The organism is Zunongwangia sp. SCSIO 43204 (assembly GCF_019904275.1).
GTDB classification, from domain to species: domain Bacteria; phylum Bacteroidota; class Bacteroidia; order Flavobacteriales; family Flavobacteriaceae; genus Zunongwangia; species Zunongwangia mangrovi.
On the sequence record NZ_CP063204.1, the window covers coordinates 1,498,195 to 1,518,235 of the forward strand.

Consider the following 20,041-nt stretch of genomic DNA (forward strand, 5'->3'; position numbering starts at 1 on the left):
TCTACGCAGTTTCTAAAGTGTCAAACAATGTTGGCATAAGCATTTTGTTTTCAGCTGCCTTGCAATACTGAACACCATCCGCCCAATAATCAGGATTAAGCTCAACGCCTTTACCTCTTCGGTTTAAAAGAATGGATCGGTAGGGAACCGTCATTAATCCTCCAAATGGATCATATATTAAATCTCCCTCATTACTGAATTGAGTGATTGCCCGATCAACAATATCAAATTGCAATGGGCAAAGATGCATTTCCTTTCCTTTTGACCACTGGGAACCGTTAAGGGTAAGCATACGGGTTACATCACTCCAAACGTCATCACTCCAGCTTTGTGGTTGTAGCAACATAAAAGAAGTTGGAAGCTTTCCGGTAATGTCAAGTGTTTCACCAATTTTCACATGATGCTCAAAGTCATAGACATTTTCCAAGGAGAATCTTTTGAACTCTTTGAATATCTTTTCATGTTCAAGCTTGGCCAGCTCTTCTGGTTTCAAACAACGATTGCCTGAAGATCGTGTGAAGCCATGGGCATCCACTTGCCAACGGGAACGAGAATAAGATCCTTTGTCTTTTACCACTGGGATATCTGCATAAGATTTTGAGGTGTCCGTTTGTGGCTTTCTAAACAGCAATAGATACTCTGGCATTCCGCAGCTCATTTTGGTACCGTCCTTACATTGCTCTGACCATCCTAAGCGATAGGTTTGATTGTTCTCCCTTACTACATCGGTAACAATGGTTTTCATTCCCATATAGGCAAAGCCATGTTTAACAAAGTGGTTTATACAATCCAAATGGAAAGGGTACACCGTCTGAAATCCTAATCCATTTAAGCCTCCCGGTACGATACGATCTTTCACGTGGATAGCAGCTATTCTACCAGGTTGCAACACTCTCAAAAGCTCAGGCGTTAAATAGTCACATTGTTCAAAGAACTGTTCGTTATTCTCACTATGTCCAAAGTCGGCATAGTTCGGAGAGTACTCGTATTGCATTGAGAATGGAAAAGAACTTAATATCATACCAACGCTATCCGTTTTCATGGATTTAGTTTCCGGTACATTGTCATTGTTTACCGCTTCGTAGAGTTTACCGCTAGAAACAATTCTTTCTATTCCCATTTTACGCTCTAATACCTGAGCCATTTCTTGATGTGATAAACCGTATTTTTTTATTATTTCTGTCATTTTCTTAACCATTTTATTATGCTGAGACCACTTGCGCTCTAAATCCTTTTTAATTTTTCTTTCCGCTTCGGTGTAGATTAAATCAACTCTTACTGCATGCTTCTGTCCAAATCTTTTTAACCTGTGAATGCTTTGGATGAAGTCATTGAATTTGTAACCAATGCCTAAATAGATTGCCCAGTTACAATGCCTTTGTAGATTACAACCTGATCCAGCGATCACTGGTTTTGTACTTAGTTCCTGAATTTCACCATCGGAAAAAGCTCGTATAGCTTCTTCTCTTAATTCTAACTTTTGTGAGCCGTAAACACTTACTGAAGTTTTAATCGCTTTAGCAATGGCTTTTCTTTCCAGTTCGGTATCATGCCAAAGTATTCTGTGAGCATCAGGATTAATATCTCGTAGTTCCATCATCTTGGCAACCCTGCCATTAATACTTTCCCTTTTCTCTTTAGCAGCTGCGGGTAGTCCTATGGCTGCATCTACATACATGCGGTACTGTCCGTCCTTTTCGGTACCAGCTTTGGAGTGATCGGTTGGTATTTCGTGCCAATGCAAATCAAGATCAGGTAATATATAACCTTCATCATCTTTAGGATCACCGGTAAGATCGGAAGGTTTACTCACGAATATTGCCCAGCTTGCAACCCACATCCAAAACTCTTGCTCTTTGTGTGCATGAAGTGTAAGCTTATCGGCTTTCGTGCTATCACGTTTAAAGAATCTGGTTTTAGCTTGTGATACATCCATTACTCCCAAGAAATCAGCGTAAGCCAATAGCTCTATGTATTCATTCGGTGATGGAGTGGCCGTTGCAACGAATCTGTATTTTACACCTTCTTTTCCTTTACGGTCACCAAGTGGACCACCATCACCTGTAAAGATTCGCATAAATTCTCGGAAAGTCTTTGAACCTCCTAAGCCTCTTAATACCGAAGCTTCATCTAAGCTTGCCACATCGAATACCGTAGGATCTAATCTGCCGTCGCGAATGCTTTCGTAGTTGGTTAAGTAAATACCATCGCCCTCCATTTCTGAATTTCTTCTGATGAATTTAGGAAGCTCATCCCATCCTAATCTGATTTTTGCATCCCTGATAAATTCGGCTCTAACCGATAAAGGGCAAACAATCAATCCAGATCCTCCAACCTGATCCAAGGTACACCGTACGGCTTCTAATTGCGTAACGGTTTTGTGAAGCCCAAAAGAAGCAAAGCAAGCTCTTCTACCACCTTCAACAAGCCATTTAACCATGAGCTTATTGTGAGGCTTTAAGGCAGGATTGATATTTTCAGCAGCTATCTTAATTCCTTCCTTGCTTGCTAATCTAATTTTAGACTTTAAAAAATCATTGTAATTTTTCATTCTGTGATTTTTTGATTTAACTATTCTGTTTAATTCTGGCTCAGCTCGTCCAGAAGTTCTCTATTTCTCGCGATCAATGAATTGAAATAGTATTTTAAAACCAGCTCTTTACATTTCAATTTTAATCGACTTTGATTCTTATTTCCTGATTGAATTTCTTTGAGTGCAGCCTTTAGGTCTTTTCTTTTTTTTCGGTCTGGCGTTTCACTTTTGCTTAGATGCTTAATAGCGCTGCGCCTAATCTTTTCTTTAAACTCTGGAGTGTGTGGCGGTAACAGTTTTTTTTCAAACAGGTAATCATAAGCATAAAATCTACCTGGAGGGATGTGCCTATTTTCCTTGAATTCATCAAAGAAGTTTAAAACACCGGTAACCACAATCGTTTCTTTTTCTTCGCTTGTTAGCTCTCTTTTCTTAACTGATTTTACTATGGGCAGATTATTATTAAATCTTGTTTTTTGAAGCCAATTTTTGTAGCGTTCTAAAACTCTAGACACGTACTCAGCATTGAATAATTGAAAGTGTTGAACAGGATCACCAGACCAACGATCAAGTTTGAATGCATAATCAATTTCTTCTAACGAAAGCATTGAATATTTAATCATGATCATGTTTTTGATATCGTTTTTATTCAATTCATGAATAGCCTCCTTGATGCCTAACAGGTTTGGAATTTTTGTAAATAATAATCTAAAACCGTCCTGAACATATATTTTATTTTCGCTGATACTCAAGTCAAAATCTCTAATTTTCTTGAAGTCAAGAGCTTTTTTTGCAAATGTTATTTCGCTACAATTCCCAACCTTGGCTATTGCTGTGGATAGTTTCTGCTGATTGACGGTTAATTGTTGGTTCTGCGTTTGAATTTGATTTTCCATTGCTCTGAGGTTTGAAATTATCCATTCGGTTGATCCAGCCTGAAGCTGCGGACTTCCAGTTTTTCATTTTGTTTTTTCCGACGTACCAGTTTTTTGAATCATAGAAATCACAAAATTTTTCAGATTCTTTTTTTGCTAAAGCCGGATGTAATTTTTTGTCGATTAAGAAATCATAAACATCATTTTTTGAGGGAGGGGAAAAGCGATAGCTTTTTTTGTTACTCTCTTCTTTTTTTACTTTACTCTCTTTTACTTTACTTTCCTTTACTTTACTTTCCTTTACTTTACTTTGTGGTTTTTCGGTAACGGTATTTTCTTTTTTTGGGGTTTCCGACGTCGATAACTCTTTTTTTTGGGGTTGTCGATCACGGTTACGCTTGTTAAGTAGACTTTCAAACCGCTCTTTCATTTTTTCTGAAAAAATCATTTCTCCCTTTTTTTGTATCAATTTTAGAGAAATACAGTACTCTACAAACTCTTTTAAATCGTCTGGCTCGATATCAAAATCACCTGCTAAAAGTTCAATGTTTAGATCGCTCCATTCGTATTCAAAGTAATCAGCATCTGTAAGAACTTCTAAGATCATAGACCATAGCGCATAGCCTTGAATCCCGTATTTTCTTCGGAGAGCTTTTACTTTAGGATCATTCCTCATATCGGAATCGTGAGAGAAATAATCAGCGTTTTTTTTCTTAGGTCTAGCCATATCGTTTTTAATATTTTAAATCTGTCCAGTGAATAATCTTACCGCTCCAATCTTTATTAAACCATCGGAAAAAAGCTTCTACAGATGGAAAACCATCGTTAAGAATTAATTCATCTAATTCTATGCTGTTAAGTTTTCGATTATCAACCCAAACATTACCCATATAATCATCATTATTAGGATAAGGATTTGCAATATCAATCTTCTGAATGCCCTTAACTTCCAAAATAGGTGCAAATTGAAAGCGATCCTTAGTGCGGTTAAGAATAACCGGGTGTATTTTCATTCCTACTTTCCATCGATCTTTAGCATCGTTACGCATGGTGTGACGTTTTGGACGCATTAAATTAGCATCAATATCAAAATCGTACAGTTCATCCATACCATCCAGATATTCAGTAAAAACATCTGCGGTAAATTCATCAGGGAATGATTGCCAAATCTTCTCTACAAAATGATTCGGTTTTCCTGCATATTCTTTGCCCATCGATTTAGGCCATTTTGTTGTATATCCTATAGTCATAACATTGAAATTATTTTACTGTTAATAGAATTTGAATAGCTTTTTGTAACTCCAGTATTTCCAATTCATAGTTTGCAATGTCATTCATTGCGAACTCATAATCACAAAGCATTTCGGGCTCATCTACAACTTTTTGAGAATCTTTTATACACTCGTTGAGTGAACCAATTCTATTTTTTAAAACATTAATAGCTCTATTCATAATTATTTTACTTTATCAATTAGTTCATCAACCAGCCTTACAAACTTTTGTCTTAATCTTGGAGCACTTATAAACTCATTTTCTATTATAAAATCGATCAGTTCCTGTCTTGCTTCTTCCATAACTTATTCTTTAAACATTGAAATCATTTTATCTACATAGCTCGTTTCCATCTGATCCGTAGCTCCTGTGATCGTATTTGCCGTGTCCGCTTTACTCTTGATCAATTCAAACATTTGCTCATCAATTGTTTTGTGTCCTAAGAAGTAAGTAACCATCACATTATTTTTTTGCCCTATACGGTGCGCTCTATCCTCACATTGCACACAATCCGAATAAGTCCATGGATATTCAATAAAAGCTACTCTTGAGCTTGCTGTGAGCGTAATACCTACACCTGCTGCTTTGATGTTACAGATAATCAGTTTACACTCAGGATCATTTTGGAATCGATCAATAGAAGTTTGCTTCTGTACCTGGTTATCTCTACCGGTAACCGTAACCGCATGAGGATAGGCTGCTTTCATTTCATCTACAATAGCATGAAGACTGGCAAATAAAATCAGCTTTTCGCCGCTCTCCATTACCTCATTTACAAATTCCTTAACCTCATTAAGCTTACCAAGTGCTGATATTCGTTTAAGCTCGCCCATTTTAACCATGATCTCACCGCGAAGCTTCTTAGCTATTTCAGCATCATCTAACCCCTGATCTTCCAGGTATTTTACAAACTCATTCTTAGCTCTATTGTACTGCGTTCTGGTAGTGATATCACAAAGGATGGTTTGGCGTTGTTTCTCGGGAAGATCTTTAGCAACATCTTTCTTTTCCCTACGGAAAAAACAATGCGTGTTAAGCATATAATTGAGTTCCTTTAAATTGGATGCGCCACGGCCACCTTCACAGTACCGGGTTAAAAATCCCTTTCTACCACCGAACTTATTTAAGTGGCCCATAATGGCCAGCTGTGGAAAAAGATCAATAGGCTTATTCACTACAGGAGTTCCAGTAAGAAGAATTACCCATTCTTTTTTCATCGCAATTCTTAAGGCTAATTTCGTTTGCTGCGTTTTGGTGTCCTTACATCTATGGCTTTCATCAATAACAACAGATTTTAAAAGGTCCACTGTAGGCTTCATTTTAATATCCATACTATTGCGCATTTTGCCTTTTGGGGGCATGTACTGAACGAAAAACTTTTTAAGGCTCTCGTAGTTGGTAATAAATACATCTGCCATTCCCAGCTCGTGAAATCGCTGCCACGTGTTTTTATTCCTATCATCTAAGATCATCGCCTTTACATCTGTCCAGTTGTGCCATTCCCTTTGCCATGTATCTTTCATTGATGCAGGACAAATAATTAATGCAGGGAAAGGATTTTCTCCTTTAATTTTAGCCGCATATAGTGTAGCTATACTTTGCAATGTTTTTCCAAGACCTTGCTCATCACCATTGATGTAGCGTTTTAGTTCCAGCCCACGTGCAACACCTTTGCCCTGGTATTCTCTTAAATAGAATCCGTCAGGGTGGGAGAGTGGCAACTTGATATCAAGATCAGGAAGCGGCTTTAATTCCCCTACCTGCTGCGGTTTTTGCACTTCAGGCTGCAATATTTCAGCTCTGTGTGTTTTTCCAAGTTCCAGAACTTCAGCAGCTATTGAAGCCGGTGCAATCCATATCTTTTTTTTATAGTCAAACCGTCTTACGGATAGATTCTTTACAGCTTCAAGATTTCTATCTTTCCAATGGTCAAAAGGAATATGAATATGAAATTCTGTAGGATATTGGAGTATCTGCATTTCTGTGATTTTTTGATTTAACTATTGATTTTTATGCAGCATCTTCTGAAGTTGAAACTTCAATTTTATATCCCTTCTTTTTGAGATCCTTAAATGTCTCCTTTGCATTTTCCACAGGATCTTCTTCTTCACCGTCAAAAGCTTCATCGAAAGACATTGATTGCTGAGCAATAGGAGCGTGTTTTGCGCCAGTCATATATTGGTATACTTCAGTTTTTAAAACCTCGATCGCTTCTACAAGCTCCATCCCGTAGCGGTAGTCTTCATCATCGAACCTTAGAAAAGGAGTGTTCAGGTTTAAAGTTTTTCCAGTACCAAGAAATTTCTTTCCGGTTAAGGTTACACCTTCACTATCACCGGTACCACCAATTTTAAAAGCCGTGATTTCATAATTTTGTAAGGTCTCATCTTCCTGGCTTATTGTGTCTGATTTAATAAGCTTCTTAAGCTTTGATTCTTTCTCCTGTTCACAGATCAAAAGGAAATGCGGTAACAGGTTTAAAAATGCCTGCTTGCAATCCTCATGGAAAGGAAGGTCTGAGCTTTGGTTGATATCATCGGTTTTTACACCTTCTTTTTTGGTGTAGGAGAAATCAAGAAACAATGTGTTTTTGATCTTAGCTGATTTAATTTCTATTGAATCCATAATTATATTGATGTTTGTAATTCCAGTTTTTTAATTTTCTCGGCAACCAGGTTATTATATTCCTGTCCTGATCTTCTGGAGATATGGCCATTAAAAGAAATGTCGATTTCAACCTGATCTCCAATTTTGAATTGATCTAATACCGTAAGCATGATAGGTCCTCTAAACTCTACAAATGCGGATTGATCATTTTGCATTTCCAAGTGAACCGTACGTTTTAAAAATGATGGTTCGTTTTCTGTCTTTTTTATCGTTCCGATTATTGTTACCATTAGTACAAGTAGGATTTTTGATTTTCAATTTCGTTTTGCATTTGGTCAAGCAGCGCCATATCATGAGGTTCTGGCAAATAGATGCCCAAATCTTTTGATGAATGATTTCTGAAGCGATCGATACAGGTTGTCATTTGTTTGGTGTTAAGCTCGCTTGTGCTTTTAAAATCATTTCGAACTTCACCGGTAACCCTGTTGATTCTTTCATATCTGAAAATGTCAGCATTGATCATTTTTTTAAATATTTCCTGCTTCACATATTCAAGGCTTTCACCCATTTCGAGAGCATACCAGGAGAGAATCAGATGCAAATAATTGTTTTGGGAACTGGTTCGCTTTGCTCGCTTCTCTTTAAGTTCAAATCTTTTCCCTTTAGAGATTAGCCAGTTTAGGCGCTCTTTAGCTCTATTTGCATCCAATTGTTTTTCTCCGTTATAGATCATAGTTTTCTTACTAATTTTCCCTGAGCTCCGTCTCTTACTTCGATTTCTTTAGCCTGATATAGTTTGTTAAGTTCCTTTCTTACTGTTGCTAGATCAATCCCGGTTCTTTGGGATATTTTGACGGCTGTAAGTCCGCAATGCCCACCGGTTAAAGTGTGATGATCAGTTATGAGTGAAAGGATCTTCTCCATTATCTAATCTTCATCATTACTTAGTTCAAAACCCTTAATCCATTTTGGCTTATAAACTGTATAGATCCTTTTGAAGAAGTTGAAAGAATCTTCCCAAGCATTTTCTGAAATACATCTATCCAATTGTTGAATCAGATATTTATATTTCTTCATTCCGTAAGCGATATAAGAATAGTCTAGATCGATAATTGAGTAATTCTTGCTTTTATCGAATACTAGAAATGAATAAGATGGGTGTTCTTCAATACCTAATTCCTTAACAGCATGGCAGTACATAGCTGCTTGTAAGAAGTAATCCAGATTTGCTATATCTCTTTCAAATCTTTCAGGATTTGCATCTTTTGAAAACTTAAGATCAACAATACGTCCAGGCATTAGAATATCTAGGTAGCCTATAAAATCCCAGCCGTTTTCTTTCCATTCAACTTTCTTTTGAACTTCTGTTATTTGACTGAATAAAATTTGTATATCATCTTGGTCTAATAAATTATTGCAGACGTCGTCGGCTTCAGCCTTCATTTCGGGAGTTATTAAAGTTTTTCCTTTTACACTACCTTCTATATATTCTTTTAATGAATCGAAAGTTTTTAATGCATCTCCTCGTTTATAGAACTTCTTAAATTCCTTCTCAATGATTTCATTGGATAGTTCTATCATGATATTGTCATATCCGTTATATTTTGATAATTGAATTAGAGCATCAGCAAACCCTATTTGATTATCAGTTGAAGGAACAGAATTAATGACCTTGAATTTATTATCGAAATCATCAGGAGTGAGTAATAAGCAGTCACATACACTTCCAAAAGTCATACTGTCATTAGGCTTAAATTCTTTTAACTTGTAGTTTATAAGGTTAATTGGAGAATTGAAGTGTTTTAATGTTGAATAGCTCAAGCGAACTGATTTACTATTCAATCCTTCTATTAATCGCTCTCTTGGACTTAATTCTATGACTGGTTCTTGAGTTACTTCGTTTTGCATGATTTTTTGATTTATACTGGTTGAAAATTGAATACTTCGTTTAATTGGGCTTCGGTCTCTTTGCTCACCTTGTACACCGCTTTAACCTGATCTATAGAGGTTACCTTCTTATTATTGATCGCCTTAAGTACATTCAGCCACTCCCGCGTAAAGTCTTTACCTTTCATCTTATTAAGCCAAGGCTTTTCAGCGTTACCATTAGCCGCAGGCTTAGCATTCGTATTTTGTTGTGGTTGTTGCGTAGCAGGTCTTTGCTGTTGAGCCGGAGGGTTCGATTTTTGCGTTTGTGGTTGACTTTGATAATTACCACCAGTTGGAGCACCGTTAAATTCTTTGGATGAATCGAATCTTAAACCGTTCTCATCATGTGCTAATAATCTTTTGATAGAACCATCATTATTTAATTCAAGATTCCATTTCCACTTTTCTAACTTTAGCTTATACGTTTGCTTTCCTTTATTTCCATTTACGGTAAATTCATCCTGCTTAAGCATTAATTGGATACGCGGGTAATCGTATAATTCACGTCCTATACCCCAACGGAAAGCAGCCCTTTTAAAGGCATCGCTGGCACGTCCTTTTGTAGCTTCAGTATTAGATTCTATACCTACATCCTGACGCCATACCCATTCTTCATCAATCTTAATCCCGATCTTACAAAATAACTGACCATCAATAAGCTCGTATTCATCCTGCCAAAGAGCGCCGCAAACTTCATCCAGTCTATTCATATCTACACGAGCATCTTTATAAGCCAAGATTGTTGCAAATCCCTTAGCAGTAATCGACTGTACCCTGAAATCAATTTGATTGATATCTAAAGGCGCTTTAAGTTTTGTTAGTAATTCATTCATAATTGACTATCTTTGAAATGATTTTTTGATTTAACTTGTAATGAGTTATTTCTATAACCCCGGTAATCAGCAACCGGGGTTAATATTTTAAGCACGTTTTTAAAAGCAGCTTTTTGAAATCTTCCTTAGTTGCTATCGGGTCGTATTCCTTCTTTTTCTCCGGTCTCGGTTCCCCTTTGATCAATCTGCACAGCTCCTCCTTTTCCAAGTCGCTCAATTGCTCCAGGGATGGCTTCAGGAATTGATATGCGGTTGATGCGTTCATGATTGATACTTGCTATTTGATCATCGATTAAGGTTTGAACCCTATAATCAAGCTGATTCACTGATATCTAATTTTAATAGCTCTAAGCCCCAGCTCTCTTCAGCTTTTAATAAGCCGGCTCTTAAATTGTCTTTGAAAGTGTCGAACTTGATTGCGATTATATTTTCTAATAGGAAATACTTATCTGTATTAGGAAGCCTCATATACAGCTTTACAATGGCAAATTCTTTTCCTTCTACCTGTACAGCTTTTACACTGTAATCGGTTTGAATTTTTCCCTGTAGGTTTACCACTTTCATGACTGGGCAACTTTATAAGAGGTGTTTTCTGGCATCCTTTTGATAATTCCAAGTGCACCGTGTACCGCTTTACATAAAGAAGATCTTTGATAGTTAAGACCACTGAAGAAGTTTAGGATAGACCATTGGCAAACCATTTCCCTACGCACAGAAACTCTAAAAGATTTGGATAATCCTAAACCAGTTTGATCAATACTCATAAGGATTCTGCTAAAGCGCATTCTGTAGCACTCGTTAAGAAGCTTAGAAAGCACTTCCTTGATGTATTGTTTAGCTTCAGAGATCTTTTGAAACTTATTCATTGATATCAGCCTCAATGCAATTGTTTCGATACCCTCTTCAATGATCTGATCATTTAGTTCTGGGTATTTCCTGATTAATTCAGCTTTTAAGACAGGAGTTTTCATACTAATTTGATTTTAAGATTAACTTGAGTTCTTGCTTCGCTTTATTGGCGTTAGCTATAGTTGTTTCGCAGTTCTTGATGGCTACATTTACAAGCTCAATAGCTGCTTTTGAATTATCTTCTGTAAGGGTAGTAGACCTGAAAACAATGTTTCTAACTGTGGATGATCCTATCCCTGTAGTAGTTGAAACATTCGCACGATCATCTTTAGTAATATGTGAGCGTAACAGGTTGGAAAGCTTCTCACTTATAGGATTTCCAAATTCTTCATTTAACAGTGGCACAGCCATGATTTCTTGTGTCTTCATTAGTCTTTATTTTTTCTTCCCGATCTTACTCTTACTGATGTTCTTACTGGACGTCTTAAATCCATTTCCTCACCATTGAAAATCACATGGAATTGAATCGTTAAACAGATGATTGTTGCGAAGAATTGACGAGGATTGTCAAGTCTTAAGATGAACATGCGGCAAATGTCAACCGCACTTCTTGCGTTCCATTTTTTGCGAATGTTGTAGGTGTGGTTATGTACCGTTTTTGGACTGATAAACATTTGTGCTGCAATTTCCTTTTCACTTAATCCCCTCGTAACATGTTCAGCAACCTTGTATTCTGTTTTTGATAGTAATTCCATAGGATTTTAATCTCAAATTGGTTTAGAATTTTCTTGGTTTGCTTTTTTTATCATTACTTTGTTGTAATCACATTACAAATATACAAACAAAGTTCGTATTACAAACAAAGTTTGTAGTTAATAATGTTAAAATTTATTTTATGGAGTTAAAGGAGTTTATAAAAGAGGTGTTAACCGAAGTAATTGCAGGGGTTTCAGAGGCTCAGGAAGAGATTAAAAAGTCTGGAAGTACTGCTATTATAAACGCGACACAAAATTCAGCAATGGGTACTAAAAGCAGCACCAAAATTGTATTGAATAAACGAGAAGTATGTCCTATTGAGATAGATGTTGCAGTAAGTGTTGGGGATACTACTGATACTAAGAAGAAAGGTGGGATAAATGTGATTAAAATGCTGGAAGCAGGAGGTGAAAAGAATATGCAAACAGTGAGTTCTACCACTTCCAGAATTAAATTTTCTATTCCTGTGGTTTATCCTGGTTAAGATGTTTATTGAAAATTGTTTTTGCATCTAACAGGGTTCCATCACAAGTATGAGTGATCATATGTTTCGCAGATATAGCAGATAGAATCACATCAAGTTTAGTAAGTTCTAAGGCAATTTCTTTATCAGACATAATTATCGAATTTGAATTAATACAAATATACAAACAAAGTTTGGATTGTGAGTAAATTAGAAAGAATTGAGAAAGCAGTAGCCTATTTAAAAGGAAAGCAGATTATAACAAAACAACAGGATATTGTTGATAAAATGAATGTAAATAAATCTTCTGTTTCATCCGCTTTGAAAGGAAATGATAAATATCTTACTGATTCTTTTATAGAGAAGTTTTCCGAAGCTTTTGGATTAAATTCAACATGGATCTTAACAGGTAAAGGGTCTTTAAAAGATTCAAATAATGAAGAACCAGAATTTCAACCTGAAGGAAAAATAATTGATGATTCCGACAAGCCTGAGAAAGAAGTAATCGTAATTCCTGTTAAAGGACGTGGCGGATTAGAAAACGCATTTTATGATGATCTCGCGCTTAAGAAAATGGAGACTGAAAAATTATCTATAAAATATCCTTCTTCAAATGGTTCCAAATGGTTTAAAATTGAAGTTGAAGGCGTGAGTATGGATGATAGTACAGCAGATTTTGAAGGCTCTAAATATAGTCTCGTTGAAGGCGACTGGGTGTATTGCAGGTCCATACCTAAAATACATTGGAGAAATAAACTTCATATTGAATCAGTAAAGGTTTTCTGCTTTTTTCACAACACAAGGGGAATAATATTTAAAAAGGTGAGATCTCATAACACTGAGACTGGAGAGCTTGAGTTGTATTCTCTAAATAAGGACAAAAAGCGTTTTCCGGATTTTAAGATTAACGTATCTGAATGCTCCTACATATGTAATGTATTGAGAGTGATGTCAGATTTTTAAATACATACTTATGAAAAGACTTTTAGCAATTGCGATCCTATTTATAGGCTTTCAAGTATCGGCTCAAGAAAAGCTTGCAGAATTTACTACTCAAAATGGAAATGTTCCAAATATGGGAAATTTCAAAACACAGATTCATTTTACAGCCTATAAAGATTCATTGAAAATGGAGTATATCGATAAGAAAGCTGCAAAAATGATGGAAAAGGCAGGACAGCCAAATCCGATAGTAATGCGTTACGAGTTTATAAAGAATGATAACGATCAGGGTGTTTGGTATGTCGCAGAATCTGATGAAGTTAAAATTATGGTGATGGTACCTGATAATCAAAATCCATCTGTAAAAATTCAAACTAGAGATAATTTCACCGGAGCTACAACTGAACAATTGTATTATTAATTAACATGAAAAAATTACTACTAATTTTTATCACTGCAATTTTCGTTTCATGCGGTAATAAACAAAGTGAACTAACTGAAACAAGAAAAACCGTATTGGTCGAACTTTCAAAAAAAGAAATCCTGAATCGATTAAAATCTCCTAGTACAGCAAAATTTGTTGATTCAACAGCAAATATTTTAAAGTTGAAATCAGAGGATACTCTAAGTTCTTATAGACTTACAATTTCTGTTGATGCTGAAAATACATATGGAGCTATGACAAGAAATAAATATATGGTGATTTTTAAAGATCAAGGTGGTGATAGTTTATCAGCCAATAATTATAAAGTAACTAACGTATTTGATTAACCCATGCAGCAATTCCTAGCCGATAAAAAAATGATTGAGCTGATCGATATCCTGAAAGCTTCGGGTAAGATTCGGTTTCAAAGTGAGTTTTGCAGAGCTGTAGATATTTTGCCCCAGGTACTCAACAATGTAAAAAACAGCACGAATCATTTTACACCGGTTCATATAGAGAACGCTTGCAAAAAATACAATATCAATGCTAATTGGATATTTGGGTTAACCGATGAGATTTTTACTACTACGAATACCAGTGCGTATACAAAACCTTAAAATATTGACTAATTTTTAAACTATAAGCCCAGTAAAATGGGGGTGTCTACTTAGGTTGTAAAACTTAGGATCTAGTGCCGCGAGGTGTGAGAGTTCGAGTCTCTCCGCCCGCACAGAGGGATAAGCCTCTCAGAAATGAGAGGCTTTTTTTATGCAATCTTACCTGTTATAAGTTTAGAATTGTTTTGGCGTTACCCCATAATACTTTTTGAAACTTTTAATAAAATGGGGAACACTTTTATAGCCCAATATCCCAGCAGCCTCGTTTACAGAATGATCTTTAATAAGTTGGGAAGCACTGTTCATTCTTAATTCGATGATATAAGCACGTATTGTCTTTCCGAAGACTTCTTTAAAACCTTTTTTTAATTCCACCTCATTAAGTAAGATGATTCTTGAAAGCGCTTTTATCGTAGGTGGGTTTTTGTAATTCGCCATTAAAAAAGCTCTAGCTTTCTTGAGTTTCTCCATACTTGTTCTACTTACGGTGTAATTAGTGTCATGATCTGCACCGGTATTTTGATGATGTAGCTGAAGAAAAAGTTCTTTTAGCTTTAAATCAAAAAAATCTAATTGTAGATCGGTATTGGAATGCCAGTTACATGCCAGTAAATCTTTAACGATCTGTTGAAGCTGAAAACCTACTGGTAAGCTAAATTGTCCAAGTGATATTTGCTTTTTTAAACCAACATTTTTGTAGAATGAATCATTCTTGATCCATTTTTCATTCTTCAATAGATTTAAGTAGTAATCTGTTTGCAATAAGATACAAACGTACCGGGTCTTCGAAGCCGGCATTTTAATGTATTGGGTGCTTTCTGGGGAATAGGTAAGAAATACCTGTCCCAACTCCAGATTTTTACTGCGTTTGCTTAAAACTGTAGAATCACCTTTATATACACAGCTTATCATGATGGTATCTCCGGTAATCGAAAACTTATCGGTCACCTTTTTCTTGAGGTCGAAATTGGTGTAAATAACACTAATAAATTTGGAAAGTTTTAGTGTAGACTCGGCATTAAAAGCATCTTTTTTAATCTTTTTAATGCGCTTGGAAATAATATCTTTAGAATTATACTTACCGGTGTTTTCTTTAAACATCGAGCAATTTTCTTCGAGGATTACTGAATTAATTTCCATTATACGTTTAGCGATATTTTTATTTCTAATACCGTAATCTGGGTATGGGGTCAACCTATACTTTTGCAATCGATATTTAGACTAAGTTTAAATAAATATAGTGCAAATATAGAATATTAAACTCCCTCGTGAAAAAATTAACTTTTTATTGCTTCGTTTGCGTACTTATAAATTCTTTGACTGCTAAAGCCCAGCAGGCAGAGATATACGGTATTATAACTTCAGAAGAAAATCAGCCTATTCCAGAAACCTATCTTTATATCAATGGGACAACAATTTATACCAGAGCAGATGAAAATGGAAAGTACAGTATCAGCCTAGATGCTGGTGACTATAAATTTGCCGCTTCTGCAATGGGGTATATTAAAACCATAAAGGAAGTTAGTTTAGAGCCGGCAGAGCGTAAAAGGATTGATTTTGTTTTACCTATAGATCCAGACATGACGCTTAGTGATGTTAGTTTAATTGGGAAATCTGCTCTTAAGGAAATTCAGGAATCTTCCTATAATGTTGTGGCTTTAAATGCTGAAGGTTTACATAATACAACTTTAGATATTTCGCAGGCTTTAGAAAGAGTTTCTGGTATAAGGGTAAGAAGATCTGGTGGTTTAGGATCTGATGCAAATCTAATGCTGAATGGATTTACAGGAAGACACGTTAAAATGTTTATCGATGGCGTGCCTATGGAAGGATTTAATTCAGCTTTTAGTATGAATAACATTCCGATTAATCTGGCTAAAAGAATTGAAGTATATAAAGGAGTAGTTCCTATCAACTTTGGATCTGATGCATTGGGAGGAGCTATTAATATCGTGACCGAAGATGGAAAACAGAACTTTCTGGATGCTTCTTATTCTTATGGATCTTTTAATACCCACAAAAGCTTTTTGAATACGGCCTATACTTCAGATTCTGGGTTTACAGCACGTTTAACTGCTTTTCAGAATTATTCAGATAATGATTATAAAGTAGATGCCGGTATCGTAGAATTAGAAGGAGAAGGTAGTTACCAGTTTTCAGGAGAACGCCAGAATGTTAGAAGATTTCATGATATGTACCGCAACTATACGTTAATGGGAAAAGTAGGAGTGGTGAACAAATCGTATGCAGATCAATTGCTACTTGGCTTTACTTATGGCGATGAGTATAATGAAGTTCAGCATCCTGCCTATATGAATGTTGCATTTGGGCAGATCTATGAGACAGCTGAAACTTTAATGCCTTCTCTTACCTATCGCAAAAAAGACCTTTTTACGAAAAATCTAAATGTTTCGCTTCAGGCAAATTACAATTTTGGAGAATCGTCTTATATCGATGCAGCCAATCGTGATTACAATTGGCTTGGAGAATATGTAGAAAAGGATGCACTTGGCGAATACCAGTATTCCCGTCGGTATTTTAAAAACAGAAATGGCTCTGTGAACGCAAATGCAACCTATAAGTTCAATGATAAACATGCTTTTACGGTAAATAATGTTTTTAGTGCTTTTTCCAGAAAAGGAACAGACCTGGCCGAGCCATCCCCGGCAGACGATTATCCTAGTGAGAACTTTAAAAATGTGTTAGGTGTTGGATATAAATTTCAGCCAAACGATGCTTGGAGTACATCTGTTTTTGGTAAATATTATAGCAATACGGTGAATCAATATGCTGCTCCAGAAGGAAATGATGAGTACGAAAATTATTCAAGATTTACAGATACGTATGGTTACGGAATCGCCTCTTCCTATTTTATAACAGAAAGTCTGCAGTTTAAAGCTTCTTACGAAAATGCTGTTCGATTACCTACCGGAAGAGAACTCTTTGGATCTGGTAGCAGCTTTGAATTAGGAAATCCAAATCTAAGGCCAGAAAGTAGTGATAACATAAATATTGGCGCTAATTACAACTGGATCCTGGCGAAAGATCACACCCTAAATCTAGATGCAAGTTTTATTTACAGAGATACTGAAGATTTTATAAGAAGGCAGGTAAATTCTGAAGGTGCTGCAGCTTCAATCAACGAGGCAAGTGTAGAAAACCGAGGTATCGATTTTGAAGCACTTTATACGTATGGAAACTTATTTAGTGCAAATGCCAGTTTCACCTACCAGAATCAAAGAAATAAATTAGAATATAGAAATAATGGTTCCAGGAATTTAAGCTACGATCAGCGAATCCCTAATCAGCCTTATCTATTTGGAAATGCTGGTTTCTCGTTCTTCTTTGATGATATGTGGAAATCACAGGATCGTTTTAGTGTAAACTATAACATGCTATACATCCACGAATTTAGCTATGATTATTCCGGGTATGGGAATAGTGCAACCAATATTAATATTCCAACACAGTTTGCTCACGACATCTACCTAAACTATAGTTTAAAAGGTGGGAAGTATAATATCTCTCTGGAATGCCGAAATATTCTGGATGAGAATTTATACGATAACTACAGTCTACAAAAACCAGGAAGAAGCTTTGCAGTTAAGCTTCGATATTTTATTGATAAATTTTAATTATACCAATGATGATGAATATGATTTTACGTAAGAAATTTTACTTTTCTTTAGCTATTGCAGCAACTTTAGGACTTACTTCTTGTAGTGACGATGATACTCCAGATACTTCTGGAGGTGATGGTGTAGGAACAGGTTCACCAGAGCAATATGTTATCGCAGCAACGTCAGAAGAAAACTCTTATTTATTAACTACAGACGATATTTCACAAGGGCAGGTTTCTATCGTAGGAGATGGTCTTCAGGTGGTAGGAACGCCATCCTGGTATTTCTACAACGAACTGGCAGCCTATTCTTTTGTTTACAGACAGGGTGATCCAGGGACAACCCAGTCTTTTATTTTAAACCAGGAAGGTGAACTGGAAGGGCGTAACGAAATAGATCTTCAGGTTTCTATCCAAAGTAGAGGGATTGTTGGAGATGAAATGTTTGTACAATTTTCTTCTAGAAATTATGAAGAACCAGTGGCTACATTTTACAAGATTAACGGAGAAACCCAGGCAGTAAGCGGCCCATTTTCTATAGATACAGAAGCTTTAGCCGATAATGGCGAATATGCATATATTACAGATATTGCTGAATATAACAATCAGGTTTTAGTTGGATATAGAACGATTAAAGCTGGTGAAGATGGCAGCGATAGTGCATTTAATAGTGATTTTAACGATCATACCTTTATCGCTGTTTTTAATCAGGATTTAGAATTGCAGGAGAGAATTGAAGATTCTGGAAGAACCGGAGTAGTTGCCGGGCAACAAAGATCACAAGGAGAAACGGGAATAGAGCCAGTAGAAAATGGTGATGTTTATGTATTTTCTTCAGCGATCGATACCGATGGTGAAGTTCCATCTGGAGTTTTAAGAATTAATGATGGTACAACGGAATTCGACCAGGATTATTTCTTCAATATTACAGAAGCTTCAGGAGGCTATAACCTTTACAGAACTTATTATGTTGGCGAAAATACTTTTGTGTTAAGAATGTTTTCTGAACAGGGAGAAGCTAGTGCGACTCCAAATGTATCTAGAAATAGATTTGCGGTAGTAAATGTAGAAGATCAAACATTTGATTGGGTTGAAGCTGGAGTACCTTCTGAAATTGCAGGAATAGGAGAGCCATTTATAGATGCAGCCGCTAATGAAGTGGTATTCCCAATTGAAACCAACGGAAATCCTCAATTATATATCCTAAATGCAGATAATGCGACAATGAGCGCCGGGACAGAGGTTGAAGCGGTAAGCATCAGCGCGATTGGAAGATTATCGAACGAGTAATTATTTAAGTTGAATTAATTAGATAAGAGGTTTCTCGAGTTTTCGTGAAACCTCTTTTTTTATAGTGATGAGATTGTATAAAATTAGCCTTCTTTTTATTCTGTATTTTTTCTTTTCTACGGAAATAAATGCTCAGGAACATAAAACCTATCATAAATCACACATTTTCAGTACCGCATTAAATACTGAAAGAGAAGTTTGGATACATCTTCCTGAAGATTACAATAACACTAAGAAATATCCCGTTTTAGTCGTACTAGACGCTGAAATGTATTTCGATCTTACGCTAGATCTAATCGAAAATCGTGAAAAATACGGTAAGTTTTTAGCTTCAATTATCGTAGGGATTCCTAATGCAACTATGCAGGAGCGCTCTAGAAATATGACCTTCAGTATTTCAAAAGTTGATCAAAAGGGCGAAAATACGTCAAGATATACCGTAGAAAATTCGGGACATGCAAAAGAGTTCTTCAATTTTATGAATGACGAGCTATTTCAGTTTTTAGCCAAAAATTATTCCGTAGAAAAAGACAATTTTAGCCTGCTTGGTCATTCCTTTGGCGGCTATTTTGCTTTGATGCAAAGTGCAGATGCTTCAACATTCAATAAGATCATTGCGATCGATCCTAGTTTATGGTATAGTGATGAGGAGGTGGCAAGAACCTTGTCGAATGCTATTTCAGCAATAAAAAATAGAGCAAATCTCGAATATTATATTGCATTTCAAAACGGAGCTAAACATAATGCTGAAAATGCACGAAATCTCATCCATTTTTTGAAGAAAAATGAAGTGAAAGTTTATTCAGCCGAATTTTCTAACGAAAACCACGGCTCGGTTTTCTTGCCTGCTTTGGTTGCAGTTTTACGGGAATTAGGCAAAAATGTAGATCGAGCTCCAAGACATCGAAGCTCGGGAAATTAATTTTAAAATTCAATAACTATTCTCTCTGCTTCCTTTCTCAAAATGATTAATATGTGAGGTTTATCAGTCGTTCGTAAACTAACCAACGCTGTTAAGCATTCTATTTCTAT

General features: G+C 36.1%; 27 protein-coding genes. 8 read left to right on the forward strand and 19 right to left on the reverse strand.

Annotated elements, in window-relative coordinates:
• Position 1: 1 nt before the first annotated feature.
• From INR75_RS06710 to INR75_RS06790, 17 genes are all read right to left on the reverse strand, one after another.
• Positions 2-2,551: a DNA methyltransferase gene (locus INR75_RS06710; protein WP_223091287.1), complete on the reverse strand. Its 2,550-nt coding sequence runs from the start codon at positions 2,549-2,551 to the stop codon at positions 2-4.
• Between the two features lie 29 nt (positions 2,552-2,580).
• Positions 2,581-3,429 (reverse strand): hypothetical protein, encoded by an 849-nt coding sequence (locus tag INR75_RS06715; RefSeq protein ID WP_223091288.1) that lies wholly within the window; start codon positions 3,427-3,429, stop codon positions 2,581-2,583.
• Positions 3,341-4,135: a DUF4373 domain-containing protein gene (locus tag INR75_RS06720; RefSeq protein WP_223091289.1), complete on the reverse strand. Its 795-nt coding sequence runs from the start codon at positions 4,133-4,135 to the stop codon at positions 3,341-3,343. Before INR75_RS06720 ends, INR75_RS06715 begins: the two co-directional genes overlap by 89 nt.
• A gap of 7 nt (positions 4,136-4,142) precedes the next feature.
• Positions 4,143-4,658: a hypothetical protein gene (locus INR75_RS06725; RefSeq protein WP_223091290.1), complete on the reverse strand. Its 516-nt coding sequence runs from the start codon at positions 4,656-4,658 to the stop codon at positions 4,143-4,145.
• A 10-nt stretch (positions 4,659-4,668) separates the two neighbouring features.
• Positions 4,669-4,860 carry a hypothetical protein gene (locus INR75_RS06730; RefSeq protein ID WP_223091291.1) on the reverse strand — a complete coding sequence of 64 codons (192 nt, stop codon included), beginning with the start codon at positions 4,858-4,860 and terminating at the stop codon, positions 4,669-4,671.
• A 125-nt stretch (positions 4,861-4,985) separates the two neighbouring features.
• Complete coding sequence (locus INR75_RS06735; RefSeq protein WP_223091292.1) at positions 4,986-6,659, reverse strand: DEAD/DEAH box helicase; 1,674 nt, start codon at positions 6,657-6,659, stop codon at positions 4,986-4,988.
• Between the two features lie 31 nt (positions 6,660-6,690).
• The gene (locus tag INR75_RS06740; RefSeq protein ID WP_223091293.1) at positions 6,691-7,305 is read right to left on the reverse strand and encodes a hypothetical protein; all 615 of its coding nucleotides are present in this window, start codon (positions 7,303-7,305) and stop codon (positions 6,691-6,693) included.
• Between the two features lie 2 nt (positions 7,306-7,307).
• Complete coding sequence (locus tag INR75_RS06745; RefSeq protein WP_223091294.1) at positions 7,308-7,577, reverse strand: hypothetical protein; 270 nt, start codon at positions 7,575-7,577, stop codon at positions 7,308-7,310.
• On the reverse strand, positions 7,577-8,020 hold the full coding sequence (locus tag INR75_RS06750) for a hypothetical protein (RefSeq protein ID WP_223091295.1): 444 nt from the start codon (positions 8,018-8,020) through the stop codon (positions 7,577-7,579). Before INR75_RS06750 ends, INR75_RS06745 begins: the two co-directional genes overlap by 1 nt.
• The gene (locus INR75_RS06755) at positions 8,017-8,211 is read right to left on the reverse strand and encodes a hypothetical protein (RefSeq protein ID WP_223091296.1); all 195 of its coding nucleotides are present in this window, start codon (positions 8,209-8,211) and stop codon (positions 8,017-8,019) included. Before INR75_RS06755 ends, INR75_RS06750 begins: the two co-directional genes overlap by 4 nt.
• Before the next feature lie 3 nt (positions 8,212-8,214).
• The gene (locus INR75_RS06760; protein ID WP_223091297.1) at positions 8,215-9,195 is read right to left on the reverse strand and encodes a PD-(D/E)XK nuclease-like domain-containing protein; all 981 of its coding nucleotides are present in this window, start codon (positions 9,193-9,195) and stop codon (positions 8,215-8,217) included.
• Positions 9,196-9,206: 11 nt separating this feature from the next.
• Positions 9,207-10,049, reverse strand: coding sequence for a Rad52/Rad22 family DNA repair protein (locus INR75_RS06765; protein WP_223091298.1), 843 nt, complete (start codon positions 10,047-10,049; stop codon positions 9,207-9,209).
• A 125-nt stretch (positions 10,050-10,174) separates the two neighbouring features.
• Entirely contained in the window at positions 10,175-10,375 is a 201-nt protein-coding gene (locus tag INR75_RS06770; protein ID WP_223091299.1) for a hypothetical protein, read from the reverse strand.
• Positions 10,362-10,613 carry a hypothetical protein gene (locus INR75_RS06775; RefSeq protein WP_223091300.1) on the reverse strand — a complete coding sequence of 84 codons (252 nt, stop codon included), beginning with the start codon at positions 10,611-10,613 and terminating at the stop codon, positions 10,362-10,364. Before INR75_RS06775 ends, INR75_RS06770 begins: the two co-directional genes overlap by 14 nt.
• The gene (locus INR75_RS06780) at positions 10,610-11,020 is read right to left on the reverse strand and encodes a hypothetical protein (protein WP_223091301.1); all 411 of its coding nucleotides are present in this window, start codon (positions 11,018-11,020) and stop codon (positions 10,610-10,612) included. Before INR75_RS06780 ends, INR75_RS06775 begins: the two co-directional genes overlap by 4 nt.
• Position 11,021: 1 nt before the next feature.
• Positions 11,022-11,327: a hypothetical protein gene (locus INR75_RS06785; protein WP_223091302.1), complete on the reverse strand. Its 306-nt coding sequence runs from the start codon at positions 11,325-11,327 to the stop codon at positions 11,022-11,024.
• Positions 11,327-11,653, reverse strand: coding sequence for a response regulator transcription factor (locus tag INR75_RS06790; protein ID WP_223091303.1), 327 nt, complete (start codon positions 11,651-11,653; stop codon positions 11,327-11,329). Before INR75_RS06790 ends, INR75_RS06785 begins: the two co-directional genes overlap by 1 nt.
• 140 nt (positions 11,654-11,793) lie before the next feature.
• Between INR75_RS06790 and INR75_RS06795 the strand changes: the two genes are divergently transcribed.
• Complete coding sequence (locus INR75_RS06795) at positions 11,794-12,138, forward strand: hypothetical protein (RefSeq protein WP_223091304.1); 345 nt, start codon at positions 11,794-11,796, stop codon at positions 12,136-12,138.
• Here the strand turns inward: INR75_RS06795 and INR75_RS06800 are convergent.
• On the reverse strand, positions 12,113-12,349 hold the full coding sequence (locus INR75_RS06800) for a hypothetical protein (protein WP_370629905.1): 237 nt from the start codon (positions 12,347-12,349) through the stop codon (positions 12,113-12,115). The genes INR75_RS06795 and INR75_RS06800 overlap by 26 nt on opposite strands.
• On the opposite strand from INR75_RS06800, the gene INR75_RS06805 reads away from it, so the two are divergent.
• Genes INR75_RS06805 through INR75_RS06820 form a run of 4 tightly spaced genes read left to right on the forward strand, consistent with a single transcriptional unit; the run spans position 12,319 to position 14,100 of the window.
• Positions 12,319-13,080 (forward strand): hypothetical protein, encoded by a 762-nt coding sequence (locus tag INR75_RS06805; protein WP_223091306.1) that lies wholly within the window; start codon positions 12,319-12,321, stop codon positions 13,078-13,080. The two genes, INR75_RS06800 and INR75_RS06805, sit on opposite strands and share 31 nt — an antisense overlap.
• Before the next feature lie 10 nt (positions 13,081-13,090).
• Positions 13,091-13,480: a hypothetical protein gene (locus INR75_RS06810; protein ID WP_223091307.1), complete on the forward strand. Its 390-nt coding sequence runs from the start codon at positions 13,091-13,093 to the stop codon at positions 13,478-13,480.
• Between the two features lie 5 nt (positions 13,481-13,485).
• Positions 13,486-13,830 carry a hypothetical protein gene (locus INR75_RS06815; RefSeq protein WP_223091308.1) on the forward strand — a complete coding sequence of 115 codons (345 nt, stop codon included), beginning with the start codon at positions 13,486-13,488 and terminating at the stop codon, positions 13,828-13,830.
• 3 nt (positions 13,831-13,833) lie between these two features.
• Positions 13,834-14,100 carry a hypothetical protein gene (locus INR75_RS06820; protein ID WP_223091309.1) on the forward strand — a complete coding sequence of 89 codons (267 nt, stop codon included), beginning with the start codon at positions 13,834-13,836 and terminating at the stop codon, positions 14,098-14,100.
• 174 nt (positions 14,101-14,274) lie between these two features.
• On the opposite strand, the gene INR75_RS06825 is transcribed toward INR75_RS06820, so the two are convergent.
• Entirely contained in the window at positions 14,275-15,240 is a 966-nt protein-coding gene (locus INR75_RS06825) for a helix-turn-helix transcriptional regulator (RefSeq protein ID WP_223091310.1), read from the reverse strand.
• Between the two features lie 176 nt (positions 15,241-15,416).
• Here INR75_RS06825 and INR75_RS06830 point away from each other — a divergent pair, with 176 nt between their 5' ends.
• From INR75_RS06830 to INR75_RS06840, 3 genes are all read left to right on the forward strand, one after another.
• The gene (locus INR75_RS06830) at positions 15,417-17,735 is read left to right on the forward strand and encodes a TonB-dependent receptor (protein WP_223091311.1); all 2,319 of its coding nucleotides are present in this window, start codon (positions 15,417-15,419) and stop codon (positions 17,733-17,735) included.
• Positions 17,736-17,743: 8 nt separating this feature from the next.
• The gene (locus tag INR75_RS06835; RefSeq protein WP_223091312.1) at positions 17,744-19,009 is read left to right on the forward strand and encodes a DUF4374 domain-containing protein; all 1,266 of its coding nucleotides are present in this window, start codon (positions 17,744-17,746) and stop codon (positions 19,007-19,009) included.
• A gap of 67 nt (positions 19,010-19,076) precedes the next feature.
• On the forward strand, positions 19,077-19,931 hold the full coding sequence (locus INR75_RS06840) for an alpha/beta hydrolase (protein ID WP_223091313.1): 855 nt from the start codon (positions 19,077-19,079) through the stop codon (positions 19,929-19,931).
• Positions 19,932-20,041: the final 110 nt, after the last annotated feature.

Bases quoted from the DNA above. Each gene is read 5' to 3' on its own strand.
- INR75_RS06765 (WP_223091298.1), bottom strand. From the start codon at position 10,049: ATGAATGAATTACTAACAAAACTTAAAGCGCCTTTAGATATCAATCAA.
- INR75_RS06710 (WP_223091287.1), bottom strand. From the start codon at position 2,551: ATGAAAAATTACAATGATTTTTTAAAGTCTAAAATTAGATTAGCAAGC.
- INR75_RS06780 (WP_223091301.1), bottom strand. From the start codon at position 11,020: ATGAAAACTCCTGTCTTAAAAGCTGAATTAATCAGGAAATACCCAGAA.
- INR75_RS06815 (WP_223091308.1), top strand. From the start codon at position 13,486: ATGAAAAAATTACTACTAATTTTTATCACTGCAATTTTCGTTTCATGC.
- INR75_RS06810 (WP_223091307.1), top strand. From the start codon at position 13,091: ATGAAAAGACTTTTAGCAATTGCGATCCTATTTATAGGCTTTCAAGTA.
- INR75_RS06715 (WP_223091288.1), bottom strand. From the start codon at position 3,429: ATGGAAAATCAAATTCAAACGCAGAACCAACAATTAACCGTCAATCAG.
- INR75_RS06740 (WP_223091293.1), bottom strand. From the start codon at position 7,305: ATGGATTCAATAGAAATTAAATCAGCTAAGATCAAAAACACATTGTTT.
- INR75_RS06825 (WP_223091310.1), bottom strand. From the start codon at position 15,240: ATGGAAATTAATTCAGTAATCCTCGAAGAAAATTGCTCGATGTTTAAA.
- INR75_RS06785 (WP_223091302.1), bottom strand. From the start codon at position 11,327: ATGAAGACACAAGAAATCATGGCTGTGCCACTGTTAAATGAAGAATTT.
- INR75_RS06760 (WP_223091297.1), bottom strand. From the start codon at position 9,195: ATGCAAAACGAAGTAACTCAAGAACCAGTCATAGAATTAAGTCCAAGA.
- INR75_RS06720 (WP_223091289.1), bottom strand. From the start codon at position 4,135: ATGGCTAGACCTAAGAAAAAAAACGCTGATTATTTCTCTCACGATTCC.
- INR75_RS06840 (WP_223091313.1), top strand. From the start codon at position 19,077: ATGAGATTGTATAAAATTAGCCTTCTTTTTATTCTGTATTTTTTCTTT.
- INR75_RS06795 (WP_223091304.1), top strand. From the start codon at position 11,794: ATGGAGTTAAAGGAGTTTATAAAAGAGGTGTTAACCGAAGTAATTGCA.
- INR75_RS06755 (WP_223091296.1), bottom strand. From the start codon at position 8,211: ATGGAGAAGATCCTTTCACTCATAACTGATCATCACACTTTAACCGGT.
- INR75_RS06730 (WP_223091291.1), bottom strand. From the start codon at position 4,860: ATGAATAGAGCTATTAATGTTTTAAAAAATAGAATTGGTTCACTCAAC.
- INR75_RS06820 (WP_223091309.1), top strand. From the start codon at position 13,834: ATGCAGCAATTCCTAGCCGATAAAAAAATGATTGAGCTGATCGATATC.
- INR75_RS06835 (WP_223091312.1), top strand. From the start codon at position 17,744: ATGATGATGAATATGATTTTACGTAAGAAATTTTACTTTTCTTTAGCT.
- INR75_RS06735 (WP_223091292.1), bottom strand. From the start codon at position 6,659: ATGCAGATACTCCAATATCCTACAGAATTTCATATTCATATTCCTTTT.
- INR75_RS06725 (WP_223091290.1), bottom strand. From the start codon at position 4,658: ATGACTATAGGATATACAACAAAATGGCCTAAATCGATGGGCAAAGAA.
- INR75_RS06750 (WP_223091295.1), bottom strand. From the start codon at position 8,020: ATGATCTATAACGGAGAAAAACAATTGGATGCAAATAGAGCTAAAGAG.
- INR75_RS06775 (WP_223091300.1), bottom strand. From the start codon at position 10,613: ATGAAAGTGGTAAACCTACAGGGAAAAATTCAAACCGATTACAGTGTA.
- INR75_RS06790 (WP_223091303.1), bottom strand. From the start codon at position 11,653: ATGGAATTACTATCAAAAACAGAATACAAGGTTGCTGAACATGTTACG.
- INR75_RS06745 (WP_223091294.1), bottom strand. From the start codon at position 7,577: ATGGTAACAATAATCGGAACGATAAAAAAGACAGAAAACGAACCATCA.